This is a genomic window from Flavobacterium sp. (genome assembly GCF_017744675.1).
In the GTDB taxonomy this organism is placed as follows: domain Bacteria; phylum Bacteroidota; class Bacteroidia; order Flavobacteriales; family Flavobacteriaceae; genus Flavobacterium.
On record NZ_JAGIAV010000004.1, the window covers coordinates 666948 to 681404 of the forward strand.

12 protein-coding genes are annotated in these 14457 nt (G+C 34.8%); 4 read left to right on the forward strand and 8 right to left on the reverse strand.

The features are described from left to right. Positions 1-49: 49 nt before the first annotated feature. The 5 genes from J7574_RS13120 to J7574_RS13140 are packed head-to-tail and all read right to left on the reverse strand — an operon-like array spanning position 50 to position 6616. Complete coding sequence (locus J7574_RS13120) at positions 50-643, reverse strand: chemotaxis protein CheB (protein ID WP_290968961.1); 594 nt, start codon at positions 641-643, stop codon at positions 50-52. Beyond that, positions 622-1434, reverse strand: a complete 813-nt coding sequence (locus tag J7574_RS13125) for a protein-glutamate O-methyltransferase CheR (RefSeq protein ID WP_290968963.1) — start codon at positions 1432-1434, stop codon at positions 622-624. The genes J7574_RS13120 and J7574_RS13125 overlap by 22 nt, the downstream gene beginning before the upstream one ends. Before the next feature lie 7 nt (positions 1435-1441). Continuing rightward, positions 1442-1807, reverse strand: coding sequence for a response regulator (locus J7574_RS13130; RefSeq protein WP_290968966.1), 366 nt, complete (start codon positions 1805-1807; stop codon positions 1442-1444). A gap of 14 nt (positions 1808-1821) precedes the next feature. Next, entirely contained in the window at positions 1822-5385 is a 3564-nt protein-coding gene (locus J7574_RS13135) for a response regulator (RefSeq protein WP_290968968.1), read from the reverse strand. Between the two features lie 16 nt (positions 5386-5401). After that, positions 5402-6616: a response regulator gene (locus J7574_RS13140; RefSeq protein ID WP_290968971.1), complete on the reverse strand. Its 1215-nt coding sequence runs from the start codon at positions 6614-6616 to the stop codon at positions 5402-5404. 393 nt (positions 6617-7009) lie between these two features. Between J7574_RS13140 and J7574_RS13145 the strand changes: the two genes are divergently transcribed. After that, positions 7010-7855, forward strand: coding sequence for an SDR family oxidoreductase (locus tag J7574_RS13145; RefSeq protein ID WP_290968973.1), 846 nt, complete (start codon positions 7010-7012; stop codon positions 7853-7855). A gap of 487 nt (positions 7856-8342) precedes the next feature. Continuing rightward, entirely contained in the window at positions 8343-8603 is a 261-nt protein-coding gene (locus tag J7574_RS13150) for a SemiSWEET family sugar transporter (protein WP_290968976.1), read from the forward strand. 69 nt (positions 8604-8672) lie between these two features. On the opposite strand, the gene J7574_RS13155 is transcribed toward J7574_RS13150, so the two are convergent. Together J7574_RS13155 and J7574_RS13160 are read right to left on the reverse strand one after the other, a co-directional pair. After that, complete coding sequence (locus J7574_RS13155; protein WP_290968979.1) at positions 8673-9497, reverse strand: hypothetical protein; 825 nt, start codon at positions 9495-9497, stop codon at positions 8673-8675. Positions 9498-9853: 356 nt separating this feature from the next. After that, positions 9854-10195, reverse strand: a complete 342-nt coding sequence (locus tag J7574_RS13160) for a hypothetical protein (protein ID WP_290968981.1) — start codon at positions 10193-10195, stop codon at positions 9854-9856. Between the two features lie 210 nt (positions 10196-10405). Between J7574_RS13160 and J7574_RS13165 the strand changes: the two genes are divergently transcribed. Beyond that, the gene (locus J7574_RS13165) at positions 10406-13228 is read left to right on the forward strand and encodes a PAS domain S-box protein (protein WP_290968983.1); all 2823 of its coding nucleotides are present in this window, start codon (positions 10406-10408) and stop codon (positions 13226-13228) included. On the opposite strand, the gene J7574_RS13170 is transcribed toward J7574_RS13165, so the two are convergent. Further along, entirely contained in the window at positions 13218-13649 is a 432-nt protein-coding gene (locus tag J7574_RS13170) for a response regulator (protein ID WP_290968986.1), read from the reverse strand. The genes J7574_RS13165 and J7574_RS13170 overlap by 11 nt on opposite strands. Positions 13650-13878: 229 nt before the next feature. Between J7574_RS13170 and J7574_RS13175 the strand changes: the two genes are divergently transcribed. Further along, positions 13879-14379 carry a pyridoxamine 5'-phosphate oxidase family protein gene (locus tag J7574_RS13175; protein WP_290968989.1) on the forward strand — a complete coding sequence of 167 codons (501 nt, stop codon included), beginning with the start codon at positions 13879-13881 and terminating at the stop codon, positions 14377-14379. The last annotated feature ends 78 nt before the right edge of the window (positions 14380-14457 follow it).

Sequence of the window (14457 nt, forward strand, 5' to 3'; positions counted from 1 at the left end):
GCAGATTAACGATTTTTGATTTCTTCGATCTGAAATCAAAAATCGTTAATCAAAAATCAGCAATCTTAATTTCTTTTATAAACTCAAGAATTTCATCTGTGGTTAAAACAAAATCGGGAGTGGTGTGCAAAATAGCATTTTTGGGCATAAAAGGCATATCTGCAGAAAGCGGATTCTGCACCACACTTTTTCCGCCAGCTGCTTGAATTGCTCTTAAACCGATTGTTCCATCCGAATTTGATCCCGAAAGCAATATTCCGACCAAACGATTGCCGTATATTTCTGCAGCAGATTCAAAAGAAACATCGATGCTTGGCCTGCTATAGTTTATTTTTTCTGAAGTGTCTAAAGACAGCGTTTCGTTTTTTTCAAATAGCAAATGATAATTGGATGGCGCAACATAGATAAATCCTGCTTCCAGTTTTACCTTGTCTTCTACTTCTTTTAGTATTACTTGAGATTTTAAAGCAATTAAATCTTCTAAAGTCTGTTCGTCTGAATTTTTTCTATGAACTACTATTACAATAGCAAAAGAGATCGGTTTTTCTATAAAAGGCAATATTTGCAATAATGCCTGTAAGCTTCCTGCCGAACCGCCAATTATAACGACTTTACAATTTGTTATTCTTTTATTTTCCTCCATATTTTCTCTTTAGCAAATTGTTTGTATTTGGTTTGAGATATAGAATATTTTATTGTTTCTTTTGTTCCGAGCGCCAAAAAACCTAAAACAGCCAAGCTGTCATCAAATAGATTTACAACTCTCTTTTGCAGATTGTTATCAAAATAAATTAAAACATTGCGGCACAAAATAAGATCGAACTCATTAAACGAAGTATCTGAAACCAAATTATGCTGCGAAAAAACCATTTTTTCAGAGAGATTTTCGTTGAACTTTGCAAAGCCGTAGTTGGCAATGTAATAATTTGAAAAATCCTCCTGCCCGCCTGCATCTCGGTAATTATCGGCGTAATCTTTTATCATTCGTAACGGAAAAATACCGCTTTTAGCTGTTTCCAGCACCGATGCGTTTATATCGGTTGCATATAATATCGATTTGTGCAGCAATCCTTCTTCTTTCAGCATAATGGCCATTGAATACACTTCTTCTCCTGTAGAACATCCTGCATGCCAAATACGGATAAAAGGCTTGGTTCCTAACAACGGGAGAACTTCTTTTCTTAGCGTAAGATAAAATGAAGGATCACGAAACATTTCGGTTACGTTAACCGTAATTTCATCGACCATTCTTTTGCAATATTCTGGATCGGTACGGACTTTAGATAAAAATTCATGAAAATGTTTAAATCCATCTAAATAAAAAACCCGGCTTACTCGTCGTTTAAGTGAAGCTCTGGAATAACTTCCAAAATCAAAACCATAATATTCGTAAACATCATTTATAAGAGTTTCTAATTCAATATCTTCAATCATAATTCCATTAAATTTCTTCCAAAATCTGAAGCAATTTATCTACATCTACTGGTTTTGAGATGTAAGCATCTGCTCCAGCCTCTATACATTTTTCTCTATCTCCCGCCATGGCTTGAGCGGTTACGGCAACCACTAAGGTAGATTCCTGCGACGGAATTTCTTTTATAAGCGGAATGGCCTCGTAACCATCCATTTCTGGCATCATCATATCTATTAAAACGGCATCTATTGATGCATCTTCTTTTAATATTTTAAGCGCTTCTTCGGCACTTAAACAAGAGACACAGTCGTACGATTTTGCTTTTAAAGTGTTAACCAAAGCAAAAATATTCCTCGAATCGTCATCTACAATCAACACGCGTTTTTTTCCCATTTCCATTTTAAAGATTAGATTTTGTCATACAGCCATACTCGCAATAGCGATAAAAGCTGGTCTACATCGACAGGTTTTGTAATATAGTCTGAAGCTCCTGCCTTAATGCATTTTTCTCTGTCTCCAGTCATCGCTTTGGCTGTTACTGCAATTACGGCTAAATTAAGAAATTTAGGGTTGCTTCTTATTTTCTCGGCTGTTTCGTAACCGTCCATATTAGGCATCATCATATCCAAGAGCACTACATCTGTGTCTGGGTTCTCGTCTAAAATCTTGATGGCTTCTTTTCCGTCAAAAGCTGTAATTACATTCATTCTAAAGGCTTCCAAGGCTTTTGAAAGCGAATATATATTTCGTACATCATCGTCTACAATTAGTACTTTTTTCTCAAAGAGAATATTATTGAGCGAATTTAGTTTTTTGTGATTATCTTTTGTATTGCCTTCTTTCTTTTCTTCAACCAAATGAAGGAAAAGTGAAACCTCATCGAGCATTCTCTGATACGAATGTGCCGTTTTTACAATAATAGAATCGGCGTATTTTCTAATTTTCAATTCTTCATTTACAGACAAACTTTTTCCTGTAAATACAATCACCGGCAGATTTTCTAATCCTGGATTTTTCTTAACGCCATCTAGAATTTCGTAAGCCTGTTTGTCTGGAATTCCCATATCCAAAATTACGCAGTCTACCTCTTGTTTGCCCAAAGCAGATAAACCAGCCGAAACTTCGCTTTTAATCTCCGAATTGATATCATACGTTTCTAAGAAATAAGCCAATGCCTTAGCATGTTTCGGGTTATCTTCGATAATTAAAACTTTCTGAGATTCTTTGTTGATGATATGCTCAATGCGCATAAATACTTCTGGAATTTTGTCAAAAGCAACAGGTTTATCTAAGAAATCTACCGCTCCTTTTAGCAGACTTTCCTGTTTTAATTTGTGCGATGACATAATGTGCACCGAAATATGTTTGGTTTGAGAATGATTCTTTAACTCTTCCAACACTTGCCAGCCACTTTTAATTGGAAGTTCAATATCTAATAAAATTCCGATTGGCTTATAGATTAAAGCAAAATTCAAAGCATAATCTCCTCTTACGGCAACAACTCCTTTGTATCCTTTTTTCTGTGTAAAAGCCAGTAGCGATTTAGCAAAATTAATATCGTCTTCTACAATCAAGATTACTTTATCGCCTTCGACAATTGAATCTCTGTCGTCTTCAATTTCTGTTGGCACAACCTCGCTGATGTATCTTGGCTTGCTATCTGTTTCTTCTGTTATTTCTTCAAAAAACTCTTCATCTTGTTTTTTAGAAACCGAAACTTTATTCAAAGCCATTCCTAAAACGGGAAGGCACAGCGTAAATGTACTTCCTTCATTTACTTTACTATGCAATACGATCTCGCCTCGAAGCAGTTTTGCCAACTCGCGGCTGATCGATAATCCTAGACCTGTTCCTCCGTATTTACGTTTTGTCGAACCGTCTGCTTGCTGGAAAGCTTCAAATATTAAGGGCTGTTTTTCTAACGGAATTCCGATTCCGGTATCTTTTACTATAAAACAAATTATTTTGTTGTTATCGTCGTTTACTTTAATTTCAAGGCTTACCGTTCCTTTTTCTGTAAATTTGATGGCATTTGAAATCAGGTTTTTCAAGATCTGCTCCAAACGCATTTTATCTGTTTTAATCACAATTGGCGCTTCTTTGGCAATAATTTCAAAATTAATTCCCTTTTCTTTTGCCACCATATAAAACAAATTATGAAGATTGTCGGTGATTTCTTTTGTAGAAACATCCAAGAACTCCAAATCCATTTTACCTGCTTCAATTTTAGACAGATCCAAAATTTCATCAATTAAGCCCAATAAACTATTCCCTGAACTCTGAATTACTTTTGCAAATTCAATTTCTTCATTGTTCATGGTTTTATTATTATTTTCAGAAAGCAGACGACTCAAAAGCAAAATCGAGTTTAGCGGTGTTCTCAGCTCGTGTGACATATTGGCCAAAAACTCCGATTTATAACGCGTTGTAAGCTCCAAAGCTTCTGATTTTTTCTGAATTTCTGTGTTTTTTTCTTCTAATAAAACGCTTCTTTCTGACAACTCCTCATTGGTTTGCTCCAATTCTTCCTGTTGTACGCGAAGCTCTTCTTCTGATGCCTGCAATTTTTCGGTCTGTGCTTCCAATTCTGCATTTATAGCTTCCATTTCGCTATGCTGAATTTGCAATTCTTCTGCTTGCGATTTGGTTTCTTCCAAAAGTTCTAAAACACGTTTACGGTTTTGGGTCGCTTTCAAAGCAATTCCGATGTTATTAGAAACCATATTCAAGAACTCTAATTGCAGCACAGAAAACCCGTAAATGCTTGCTAATTCTACAGCTCCCTCAACTTTAAAATCCATTAGCGGAAGCGCCACTATATGCGTTGGTTTAATTTCTCCCAATGCATAATTGATCTGGATATTATCTGGAGAAAGCGATTTCAATTCTAGCATTTTTCCCGAAACAATTGCCTGACCAATCAAGCCTTCGCCTTTTTTAATTCTTTCCCTGCTTTTACTCGGAATATAGCTATACCCGCCAGAAATAGTTATTTCTTCTCCATCTACCACATACAAAACTCCAGCGCTACTATTGGTATACTGGCATAAAAATTCGATTACATCTTTAGATAATTTCTGAATGGTTTTCTCTCCCAACATTTTATCATTCAAAGCTGCAACTCCAGACTGCAGCCATTCTTTTTGAGATAATAATTCGAAAGAACTCTTTAATGAATCTTTCATTTCATGAATAGAAGTACCAAGAGCTCCTAATGTATCTGCTTTTCTATCATCGATCTGAACATCATAATTTCCTTTAGAAATTTGGGTTGCAATACCGCTAATAACTTGAAGTCTCTCAGCGGTTTCCTTATCTTTTTTCTGTAATTCTTGCTGTAGTAAAGTTCTCTCATTGTAATCTTTTAGAATTCGAATCAAGAAGACAATCGAAATTAGAAAAGCAATAAAGAAAGCAATAACAATTAAGGCTAAACTATAATTTCCGTAACGTTCTGAATTGGAGTTTCGTTCTTCTAAAAGTTTTTGTTCTGAACTTTCTACTTTTTTGATGATCGCTCTCATCTCGTTCATCATATTTCTGCCTTCATTCAAATTGAAAATCAGGGTTTCCTTGCTTAAACGCTTTTTTACGATCTGATTGTTTAGGTATTTAAAGAACCCTGAGCGTTTGTTACGCAATTCTTCTAGCAATTTGGTTTGCGAAGGATTATCAGCGGTTAGCAAATCTAATTTCTCAAAATAAGCATTCGATTTAATTTCGGAGTCGTTAAATCGCTCTACAAACTGTTCGTCTCCCGTAAGCAAATATCCTCTCATGCTCGTTTGGGCTTCCGTAAGAATAGACGAACCTTCGTTTAGATTATAAATTACATCTTGGGTATGGTTGACCCAAAAGTTACTATTGAGCAAACTTTTAATGCTAATAAACGAAGCAACAGAACTTACTGTAAGTACAAGCAGTGAAACTAGTGAACTAATTAATAAATTCCTTTTAAAATTACCATTCATATATTTCTAAGTTATTTTATTCGTATTTTAATGGAAGCACAATAATAAAGCTTGCCCCCTCGCCTGGTTTGCTTTTAGCTGTGATTAATCCGTTATGTTTTTCAATGATTTTTTTAGCAATTGCTAGTCCGATTCCTGTTCCTTCATAAGTCTGACGGTCATTTAAACTTTGGAAAATAATAAAAATGCGATCCAGATAAATCTCATCAAAACCAATTCCGTTGTCATTTACTGTAATTCTGCAAAACTTACCTTCAGGAGACGTCGGACTATCTATTGACTTTTCTAAAATGATTTCTGAAGTAATCTCAATAACAGGTTTATCCTCATTTCCTGAGAATTTTAAAGCATTCCCAATCAGATTTTGAAAAACCTGACGCATCTGACTAGGAATGCTATCAACTGTTGGAAGTTCGTTGGTTTTAATTAAAGCGTTTTTACGTTCAATCAGATAATCAAAATCGCCCAATACTTCCTGCAAAACCACATTCAAATCCGTTTTTTCAGGTTTTACCTGGGCTGAAAGTCTAGAATATGCCAGAAGATCGGTAATTAAAGTTTGCATTCTTTCTGCCGATTTTATGGTTCGATCGACATAATCGACTGCTTTATCATCTGCTTTTAAGTAAAGGTCTTTTATAATTTTGATAAAGATTTGAATTTTTCTAATTGGCTCATTTAAATCGTGGGAAACTACCCAGGAAAACTGTTGCAATTCGTGATTCCGAAGTTCGAGTTCCTCATTTTTCTGCACGAGTTCTTTTGTTCTTTCTGCAATCTTAATTTCGAGATTGTCCTGCGCTTCTTTTCTAATTTTTATTTCTTTAGAAAGCAGGTCTTTTATTGCTTTCAACTCGTTCTGCTGTTCGTAGATTTTAATAAAAGTCTTGACTTTCAATATCAGCAAATCGCTATCTACAGGTTTGGTAATGTATTCGACAGCACCTGTTTCATAGCCTTTAAAGATGTATTTTTTTTCGGTATTGAGTGCCGACAGAAAAATAACCGGAATATCTTTTGTGCGTTTATTGCCAGAAAGAATTTTTACTACCTCAAAGCCATCAAGTCCTGGCATTTGAACGTCCATAATAATGAGGCAGTAATCTGTTTTAAGAATTTTTTTGAGTGCTTCTTCACCAGATTCGGCACTATCAACATCGATATTATGCAGTTCCAATGTTTTCTGTAGGGCAATAATATTGGCCCTTATATCGTCTACAATTAATACCATGTCGGGAAGCTAAATCGGTTGCAAATCAAAATAATTAACTTTAAATAAAACGTAAAATTTTTCCTATTTTTCAAAAGAATTACAAAATGAGTTGTTAAAAAATGACGCGGAAATTCTCAAATGTATAAAAAAAATAGTGGGCAGGTTTTTTATTTAAATCGGAAATAGTTACAAAATTCCCATCTATCAAGATCCTATTTACCCGTTCTATATGACTGTTAGCTTATTAGAAATTTCTTATATTTTTTAACTTTTTCTAAAACCAGTGTATTTTCATACACAATCGAGACTTTTGTTTTGATAGAGGCAAACAAATTTTCTTTTAAGACAAGCAAAACTGTATCTGTGAGTTAATTTTAGGTAGCATACAAAAAAGCTTAAAAGAAAGAAATCATGAAAAAGAAACAAACATTTCCAAAGCAAAAGCAAAATCTTCCTGGCAACGAATACATGATGACGCCCGAACCAGAGATTATAAGAGAAAATTATGTTGGAAGCGGAAAACTACTAGGAAAAACAGCTTTTATTACAGGAGGCGACAGCGGAATTGGCCGAAGCGTTGCTGTACATTTTGCCAGAGAAGGAGCAAATGTAGCAATAGTATATTTGAAAGAAGATAAAGATGCTTTAGAAACGAAAGCAATGGTTGAAAAAGAAGGCAGACAATGTCTTTTGATAAGTGGCGATTTGAAAGACGAAAAGTTCTGTCGTGCGGCAATTAAAAAATGCCATACGACCTTTAAAAATGTAAATATATTGGTGAATAATGCCGCGGTACATTTTCCTCAAAATGAGCTTGAAAAGATTACAAACGCTCAACTACATAAAACTTTTGAAACCAATATTTATCCCTTTTTTTATATTACTAAAGCCGCGCTTGCATTTTTAAAAGAAGGCGATGTTATTATCAACACGACTTCTGTTACGGCTTTTCGCGGAAGCGAGCATTTGGCAGATTACGCGAGCACAAAAGGAGCGATTGTAAGCTTTACGCGTTCGCTTTCGAGTATGCTCGCCAAAAAGAAAATACGGGTCAATGGCGTTGCCCCTGGTCCAATTTGGACTCCACTAATTGTAGCAAGTTTTGATAAATTATCAGAATTCGGAAAAGACAATCCCATGGAAAGAGCAGGTCAGCCCTCTGAAGTGGCACCAGCTTATGTTTTTTTAGCTTCTGAAGATAGCAGTTATATCACTGGACAATTTATTCATGTAAATGGTGGGGAGTTGGTTGGTTAAGGTGCTAAGGTTCTGAGATGCTAAGGTGCTAAGATACTGAGATACTGAGATACTAAGATGCTAAGTTTTTTTTACTTTGAGTATATTTTTTTTCTCGCAAAGGCGCTAAGTTTTTTGAGTTGCTAAGATGCTGAGATACTAAGATCCTAAGTCTTTTTACTTTGAGCATATTTTTTTCTCGCAAAGGCGCGAAGGCGCAAAGTTTTTTTAAGCGACCTGTTTGTCATTGCGAGGAACGAAGCAATCTCATTTGCTAAGTCGATAATTGTTAGTGTGGTTGCTTCGTTCCTCGCAATGACAAACTAAACGCATAAAAACCTTGAAGATAAAAACTTTGCGCCTCTGCGGCTTTGCGAGATATAATAAACCATGCATGCAAAAACTTAAAACAAAAACTTTGCGACTCTGCGTCTTTGCGAGATATAAAAAACCATGCATGCAAAAACTTTGTGTCTTAGGGTCTTTGCCGCTTTAAAACTTAAAAAAAATGAATTATATAGATATTATCGGACTTTTCGCTGGAGCATGTGTTACAATTTCGACTGTTCCTCAAATATTGAAGGTTTGGAAAACCAAGAAAGTCAAACAGATTTCGCTTCGTATGTTTGGCACACTTACTTTCGGGATTGCGGTGTGGGTGATTTATGGCATTTTGAAAAATGACTTGCCGATTATTATTACCAATAGCATATCGTTGATTTTAAATCTCATTATGGTTTATTTTATCCTTTATTTTGAAAAAGAGTAAAGCTTTTAAAAAGAAAAAAACAGCTCGATCGAAGCTGTTTTTTTGAAAGTGAAGAATATGTTATGCTTACTAGCTAGCTAATTTTTGATTGTAAGGTTCTAATTCCAAATATTTTTCTTTTAGAATTCTTGATTGTAAGGTTCTTTTAAAAGACAGCACTGGCGCTACAATATGCCCGAGACTCATGTCTGATAGTTTTTTGATTTCGGTTAACTGTTTTACTGCAAAATTTAAAACTGGCACAAACGGAGTCAGGTAATTGTAACTGTGTTGCGCTATCTCCAACTCTAAAATTTCTCTCAAAATGTTTTTCATCAGTATATAACGAACGGTTCCTTGCTGCGGAATTTTTTTCAGCTCTTGAAACTTCTCTCCTATTTTTAGGTTCTCTGTTCCGATATAAATGTAATTTCCAGATTGATGCGTAAATCTTTTTTTAATTTGAGAGGCAAAATCAATATCTGCAGTTTTCTCAATATTTGTTGGCATTCCGATTAATGAAAACTGAATGTGCTTATGGCTTTCAAAATACAATACACTGTTTATTGAAGTTGAGTTGCTCATAATACCCGATTGCTGTCTTTTTAAGCGCTTAATTGCTCCATTTGCGCCAAAACTGTGCAATACATTGCCTTTTTCGCAATACGCAAAAAATACAGGCGCATAAGGATTAGATTCTATACTTAAATTAACATCTTGATTGAAAGTCAAATCGAAATTCAGATACGACATTTCTTTTTCAAAGCGAACTCCAGAAATACTTCCGTTGGCCCATCTTGATTTAATTTTCAATGTGTACTCATTGGCAGCGATCGTCAAATCTCCGCCAAAACTATCTTTCAGGTTATCAAAAACAGCCTCAAAGCTTCCAGTATTTATGTAAAGTTTTTTCATTATATGGTTTTTGGTTAAAAAAAGCGGCTAGTACTTTATTTACGTATAAATACCAACCTTGGTTGCTAAATTTCTATAATCCAAATTTCGTCTATATTGTCAGTCAATTCTTTATACAATTTTGACGAGATATTTCATAATTTTTATTTTGAAGTTGCAAAGGTTCAAAGTAACAAAGTGACAAAGCTTTAAAGCTTCAAAGAGACAAAGGCTCAAAGTAACAAAGCACTATGTTTAAAAAACTTTGTCACTTTGTTACTTTGTCACTTTGTCCCTCAAAAAAAAGCAGCTGCCTCAAATAAATTTGAAACAACTGCTCATCAGCAAAATAAAAATACCAATCTATTTTTATTCTTTTATGTTAATTCGTTTATGTCTGCATTTTTGGAATAATTCGCTTTTGGAATGTCTTTAAAAAATTCGGCTTCTTCCAAATCTGCCATAGGACCATATCCTAGTAAATGAGTTCCTTTTCCGCCGTCTTTAGTTTCTATTACATATAAAATAGACATATCATCAGGATCACTCATACCTTCGTAACGATGATGCGCCACAATAAAAACATCTTCTGGCTTATAGGCTACTTTACTTTCAGAATCTATCAGATGGTCGTTTTCAAATAAATAATTTACCGTATATCCTTCTTCTTGATATCTCTTTATATTATCGGTTTCGTGTTTTGAATCTTCCCTTTTCATTGCTTTATTTTTTACTGTTAATCAAATTTCCGCATAGAAATGAGATAAAATTAACTCTAACGATTTTAATCTTGCCTCATTCAAAAATCGCGTTTCTACGAATATTTATTTTTTAGTAATTTTAGTACAGCATAAATAAAATTAAGGGAGACTGGTTTTTAAAACATTAAAAATCAATCACTTAACAATACTGTAAAAATATAATTTTAAATGAACCACAACACTTATGATTTTCTGGCAAATGGCGGAGAAATGGGTGCGTTTACCCGTGCCAAAGACTGGAGTAAAACAGCAGTTGGACCTGTAGAATCATGGCCCCAAAGTCTTCGCACTACTTTAGGAATTCTTCTAAACTCTAAATTCCCCATGTTTTTGTTTTGGGGACCAGATCATATTTGCTTTTATAATGATGCATATCGCCCAAGTTTAGGAAATAATGGAAAACATCCTGCTATTCTAGGAGAAAAAGGTGCCGACTACTGGCCTGAAATTTGGGATTTTATAAAACCTTTAATAGATCAAGTACTTCAAAAAGGTGAAGCAACCTGGCACGAAGACCAGTTGCTGCCTATTTATAGAAATGGCAAAATGGAAGACGTTTACTGGACATTTAGCTACAGTCCAGTTAATGATGAAAATGCAAAAACAGCGGGCGTTTTGGTTATTTGCAACGAAACTACTCATCAGGTAATGGCTCGCAAAAGAATTGAAGAAAGCGAAAAACGTTTTAGAAATACGGTAAAGCAATTACCGCTTGGGATCTGTATTTTAAAAGGAGCCGATTTAATTGTCGAGATGGCCAATACTACTTGTCTTCATATTATTGATAAACAAGAAAGCGATATTCTTAATAAACCAATTTTTGATTCTATTCCCGAAACGAAAGAGGTAGCATATCCTATTTTAAAAAATGTTATTGAAACTGGAGAACCTTATTATGCCGATGAATTTGAGGTAACCTTAAATCGCTATAACAAACAAGAATTAGCTTATTTTAATCTCGTGTTTTATCCTTTACAGGAAGAAAATGAGATTACAGGAGTTATTGTGGTCGCTTACGAAGTGACGGCAGAAGTTAAAGCGAAACACGTATTAGCAGAAAGAGAAAAAGCTTTTCGTGACATTGTTATGGATTCGCCAATTGCAATGGCTATTTTTAGAGGTAACGATTTAATAATCGAAATGGCCAATAAAAGCATGATGTCCAATATCTGGCAAAAGGAAGAAAAAGATTGTATTGGCTTTCCTTTATTGGAAGTCTTACCAGAATTAAAAAATCAAAAATATCCCCGATTATTGCGCGAAGTTCTTGCAAACGGAAAAACAATTCGTGAAAATGAATCTGTGGCGTATGTCGACATTAACGGCAAACTAAAAAAATTCTATCTCGATTATGAATACAATGCGCTCTATGAAAAAGATGGCAAAGCTTCAGGAATTATGTGTATGGTGTATGATGTAACCTCTAAAGTAAAAGCAAGAAAAAAAGTAGAAACCGCCGAAGCAAGAGTGCGTTTAGCGGCTGAAATTGCAGAAATTGCCCTGTGGGATCTGAATCTCAAAACAAAAAAACTAATCTATAGTGATACCCTTCTTACTATTTTTGGATTTGAAAAAAACACAAAACTTATCCATCAGGATATTCGAAGCCGTATCATTCCCGAAGACGAACCTATTGTGGTTAAAGCTTTTGAGGAAGCACTAAAAACGGGAATTTATAAATATGAAGCCCGAATTTTAAAAGTAGACCGTTCAATCAGCTGGATCAAAGTTCATGGAAAAATCTTTTTTGACGAAAATAAAGAACCTTCTAAAATGCTAGGAACGGTAATGGATTTTACAATCGAAAAAGAAATGCAGCAGGTATTGATGAAGAGCGAAAAAAAATTCAGGCTCCTCGCCGACTCAATGCCTCAGCTTATTTGGACAAGTGATACTCTTGGAAATCTGAATTATTTTAATGAAACGATTTACAACTATTCTGGATTATCTAAAGAAGAAATCGAAAAAAATGGCTGGCTTCAAATCGTGCATCCCGACGATCGAGAAGAAAACGTAAAACTCTGGATGGAATCTGTAAAAACGGGGCATGATTTTCTGTTTATTCACCGATTTAAACGTTATGACGGCGAGTATAGATGGCAGCTTAGCCGTGCTATTGCTCAAGTAGACGAATCTGGAAAGGTGCAAATGTGGGTTGGAACCAGCACGGATATCGAAGAGCAAAAGAACATTACCAGTCAGCTGGAAGACCAAATTATTGAACGTACCACACAACTGGAACTCAAAAACAGGGATTTGGTTAATATGAATATCGAACTGCAGTCGTTTGCTTATATCTCGAGCCATGATTTGCAAGAACCGTTGCGAAAAATCCAGACTTTTGCCAGCAGACTGGCCGACTTAGACGAACAGAATATTTCTGCAAATGCTAAATCTTATTTGACACGAATTGAGTTTTCGGCAAAAAAAATGCAAAATCTAATTCAGGATCTACTCACCTATTCTCGTGCCAACTCTGCCGATCGAGTTTTTACAACAGTCAAAATAGACGAAATTGCAGAAGAAGTAATAAGCGACTTTTCGGATCGAATTGAAGAAAAAAAAGCTGTAGTAGAATATCATAACTTAGGTGAAGCGACTCTTATTCAGTTTCAGTTCAGACAGCTATTGCATAATTTGGTCGAAAATGCCCTAAAGTTCTCTCGTCCTGGAGTTCCTCCAAAAGTCAAAATTTCGGTTAAATGGATAGATGGAAAATCGTTGCCTAATGCCGAATTTAAAGATAAAAAATACCTCCAGCTTCAGGTTTCTGATAACGGAATTGGTTTTGAACTAATTTATCAAGAAAAAATCTTTGAAGTTTTTCAGCGTCTAAATACCGAAAGTGAATACCGCGGAACAGGAATTGGTCTTGCAATTGTCAAAAAAATTGTTGAAAACCATAAAGGTTTCATTACTGTTTCGAGCGAAAAAGGTAAAGGTTCTACTTTCAGTATTTACATTCCCAATTTGTCTGAAATCAATATTTAAACACAAAATTGGATTGGTTAGGGATGAATTTTTTCCAGTCAATCTGAATTGCATGTTCTATCGATTTTATAATATCTTTCATTAGAACTGGTTTTGTAATAAAGCAATTGGCCCCGAGATTACGGCATTTTTCTATAATTCCGGGTTCGCTTGAAGTAGAATAAATCACAACAGGAATGTCTTTTTGATAATCGGAGTTACGAAGTTCTTCTAAAACGTCAAATCCGTTTTTTCCTGGCATGTTTAAATCTAAGAAGACTACATAAGGTGTTGCAGGAGGATCGAAAATCGCATCTAAAAAATTCTGCCCTTCAGAATAGGTTTGCAGTTTAATATTCTGCGGTATAGATTCTACTGCATCAGCAAAAATACACAAGTCATCATCGTCATCATCAGTATAGAATATTGTAAAATCTGTCATGCTATTTTTGGGCTTAAAATTTGAATCTCTCAAAGATACTTTAATTTTATGTAACTAGCAGATATTAAATTAATTTCTTACAAAAATACAATCAAATTGAAATCTCATAATTTCTAAGTTTAATTATATAATCTAAAAAATGGTAAAAAGAGCCAACTTTACTTATAGTTAAGTAACAAGTTATTTATCAAGATATTATTATAAAAATCTAACTTAAAAATATAATGTTATGGGCGATCATAAAGACCTTACAGACGAGTTTGCAGTAGATAAAATAAAGGATCTGGCTGCAGATATAAAAACGTGTATGTTTTGTACATATAAAGAATATAGAATCCAATCTAGACCAATGTCTGTTCAGAAAATCGATGATTTAGGTCAGCTTTGGTTTTTGTCTGATCGAAACAGTGGACAGAACGCTGAAATTACTTTGAATCCGATGGTTGAAATCTTTTTTGCCGAACCACATGATAAGTTTTTAACGCTTCACGGAACCGCTAGTATTTCGTATCATAGAGAAACGATAGAGAAGTTATGGAATCCCGCTGTAAAAATCTGGATGCCAGGCGGTATAGACGATCCGAATTTGAGTGTTATAAAGGTGGTTCCTGAAGATGGATATTATTGGAATAACAAAAACGGAAAAATGGTTGCTATTGCTAAAATGACAGCAGCTCTGATAACAGGAAAAACAATGGATGACGGAATTGAAGGAAGTTTAAAATTGTAGTTTTAACTGCATAATTTTTTAACCTTTTTTAACTTTTTTTAACCGCAAAGGCGCAAGGGGAGCGCAAAGTTCGCTAAG

Excerpts from the sequence above, each read along its gene's own strand:
- J7574_RS13120 (WP_290968961.1), bottom strand. The coding sequence starts at position 643 with ATGGAGGAAAATAAAAGAATAACAAATTGTAAAGTCGTTATAATTGGC.
- J7574_RS13125 (WP_290968963.1), bottom strand. The coding sequence starts at position 1,434 with ATGATTGAAGATATTGAATTAGAAACTCTTATAAATGATGTTTACGAA.
- J7574_RS13130 (WP_290968966.1), bottom strand. The coding sequence starts at position 1,807 with ATGGGAAAAAAACGCGTGTTGATTGTAGATGACGATTCGAGGAATATT.
- J7574_RS13135 (WP_290968968.1), bottom strand. The coding sequence starts at position 5,385 with ATGAATGGTAATTTTAAAAGGAATTTATTAATTAGTTCACTAGTTTCA.
- J7574_RS13140 (WP_290968971.1), bottom strand. The coding sequence starts at position 6,616 with ATGGTATTAATTGTAGACGATATAAGGGCCAATATTATTGCCCTACAG.
- J7574_RS13145 (WP_290968973.1), top strand. The coding sequence starts at position 7,010 with ATGAAAAAGAAACAAACATTTCCAAAGCAAAAGCAAAATCTTCCTGGC.
- J7574_RS13150 (WP_290968976.1), top strand. The coding sequence starts at position 8,343 with ATGAATTATATAGATATTATCGGACTTTTCGCTGGAGCATGTGTTACA.
- J7574_RS13155 (WP_290968979.1), bottom strand. The coding sequence starts at position 9,497 with ATGAAAAAACTTTACATAAATACTGGAAGCTTTGAGGCTGTTTTTGAT.
- J7574_RS13160 (WP_290968981.1), bottom strand. The coding sequence starts at position 10,195 with ATGAAAAGGGAAGATTCAAAACACGAAACCGATAATATAAAGAGATAT.
- J7574_RS13165 (WP_290968983.1), top strand. The coding sequence starts at position 10,406 with ATGAACCACAACACTTATGATTTTCTGGCAAATGGCGGAGAAATGGGT.
- J7574_RS13170 (WP_290968986.1), bottom strand. The coding sequence starts at position 13,649 with ATGACAGATTTTACAATATTCTATACTGATGATGACGATGATGACTTG.
- J7574_RS13175 (WP_290968989.1), top strand. The coding sequence starts at position 13,879 with ATGGGCGATCATAAAGACCTTACAGACGAGTTTGCAGTAGATAAAATA.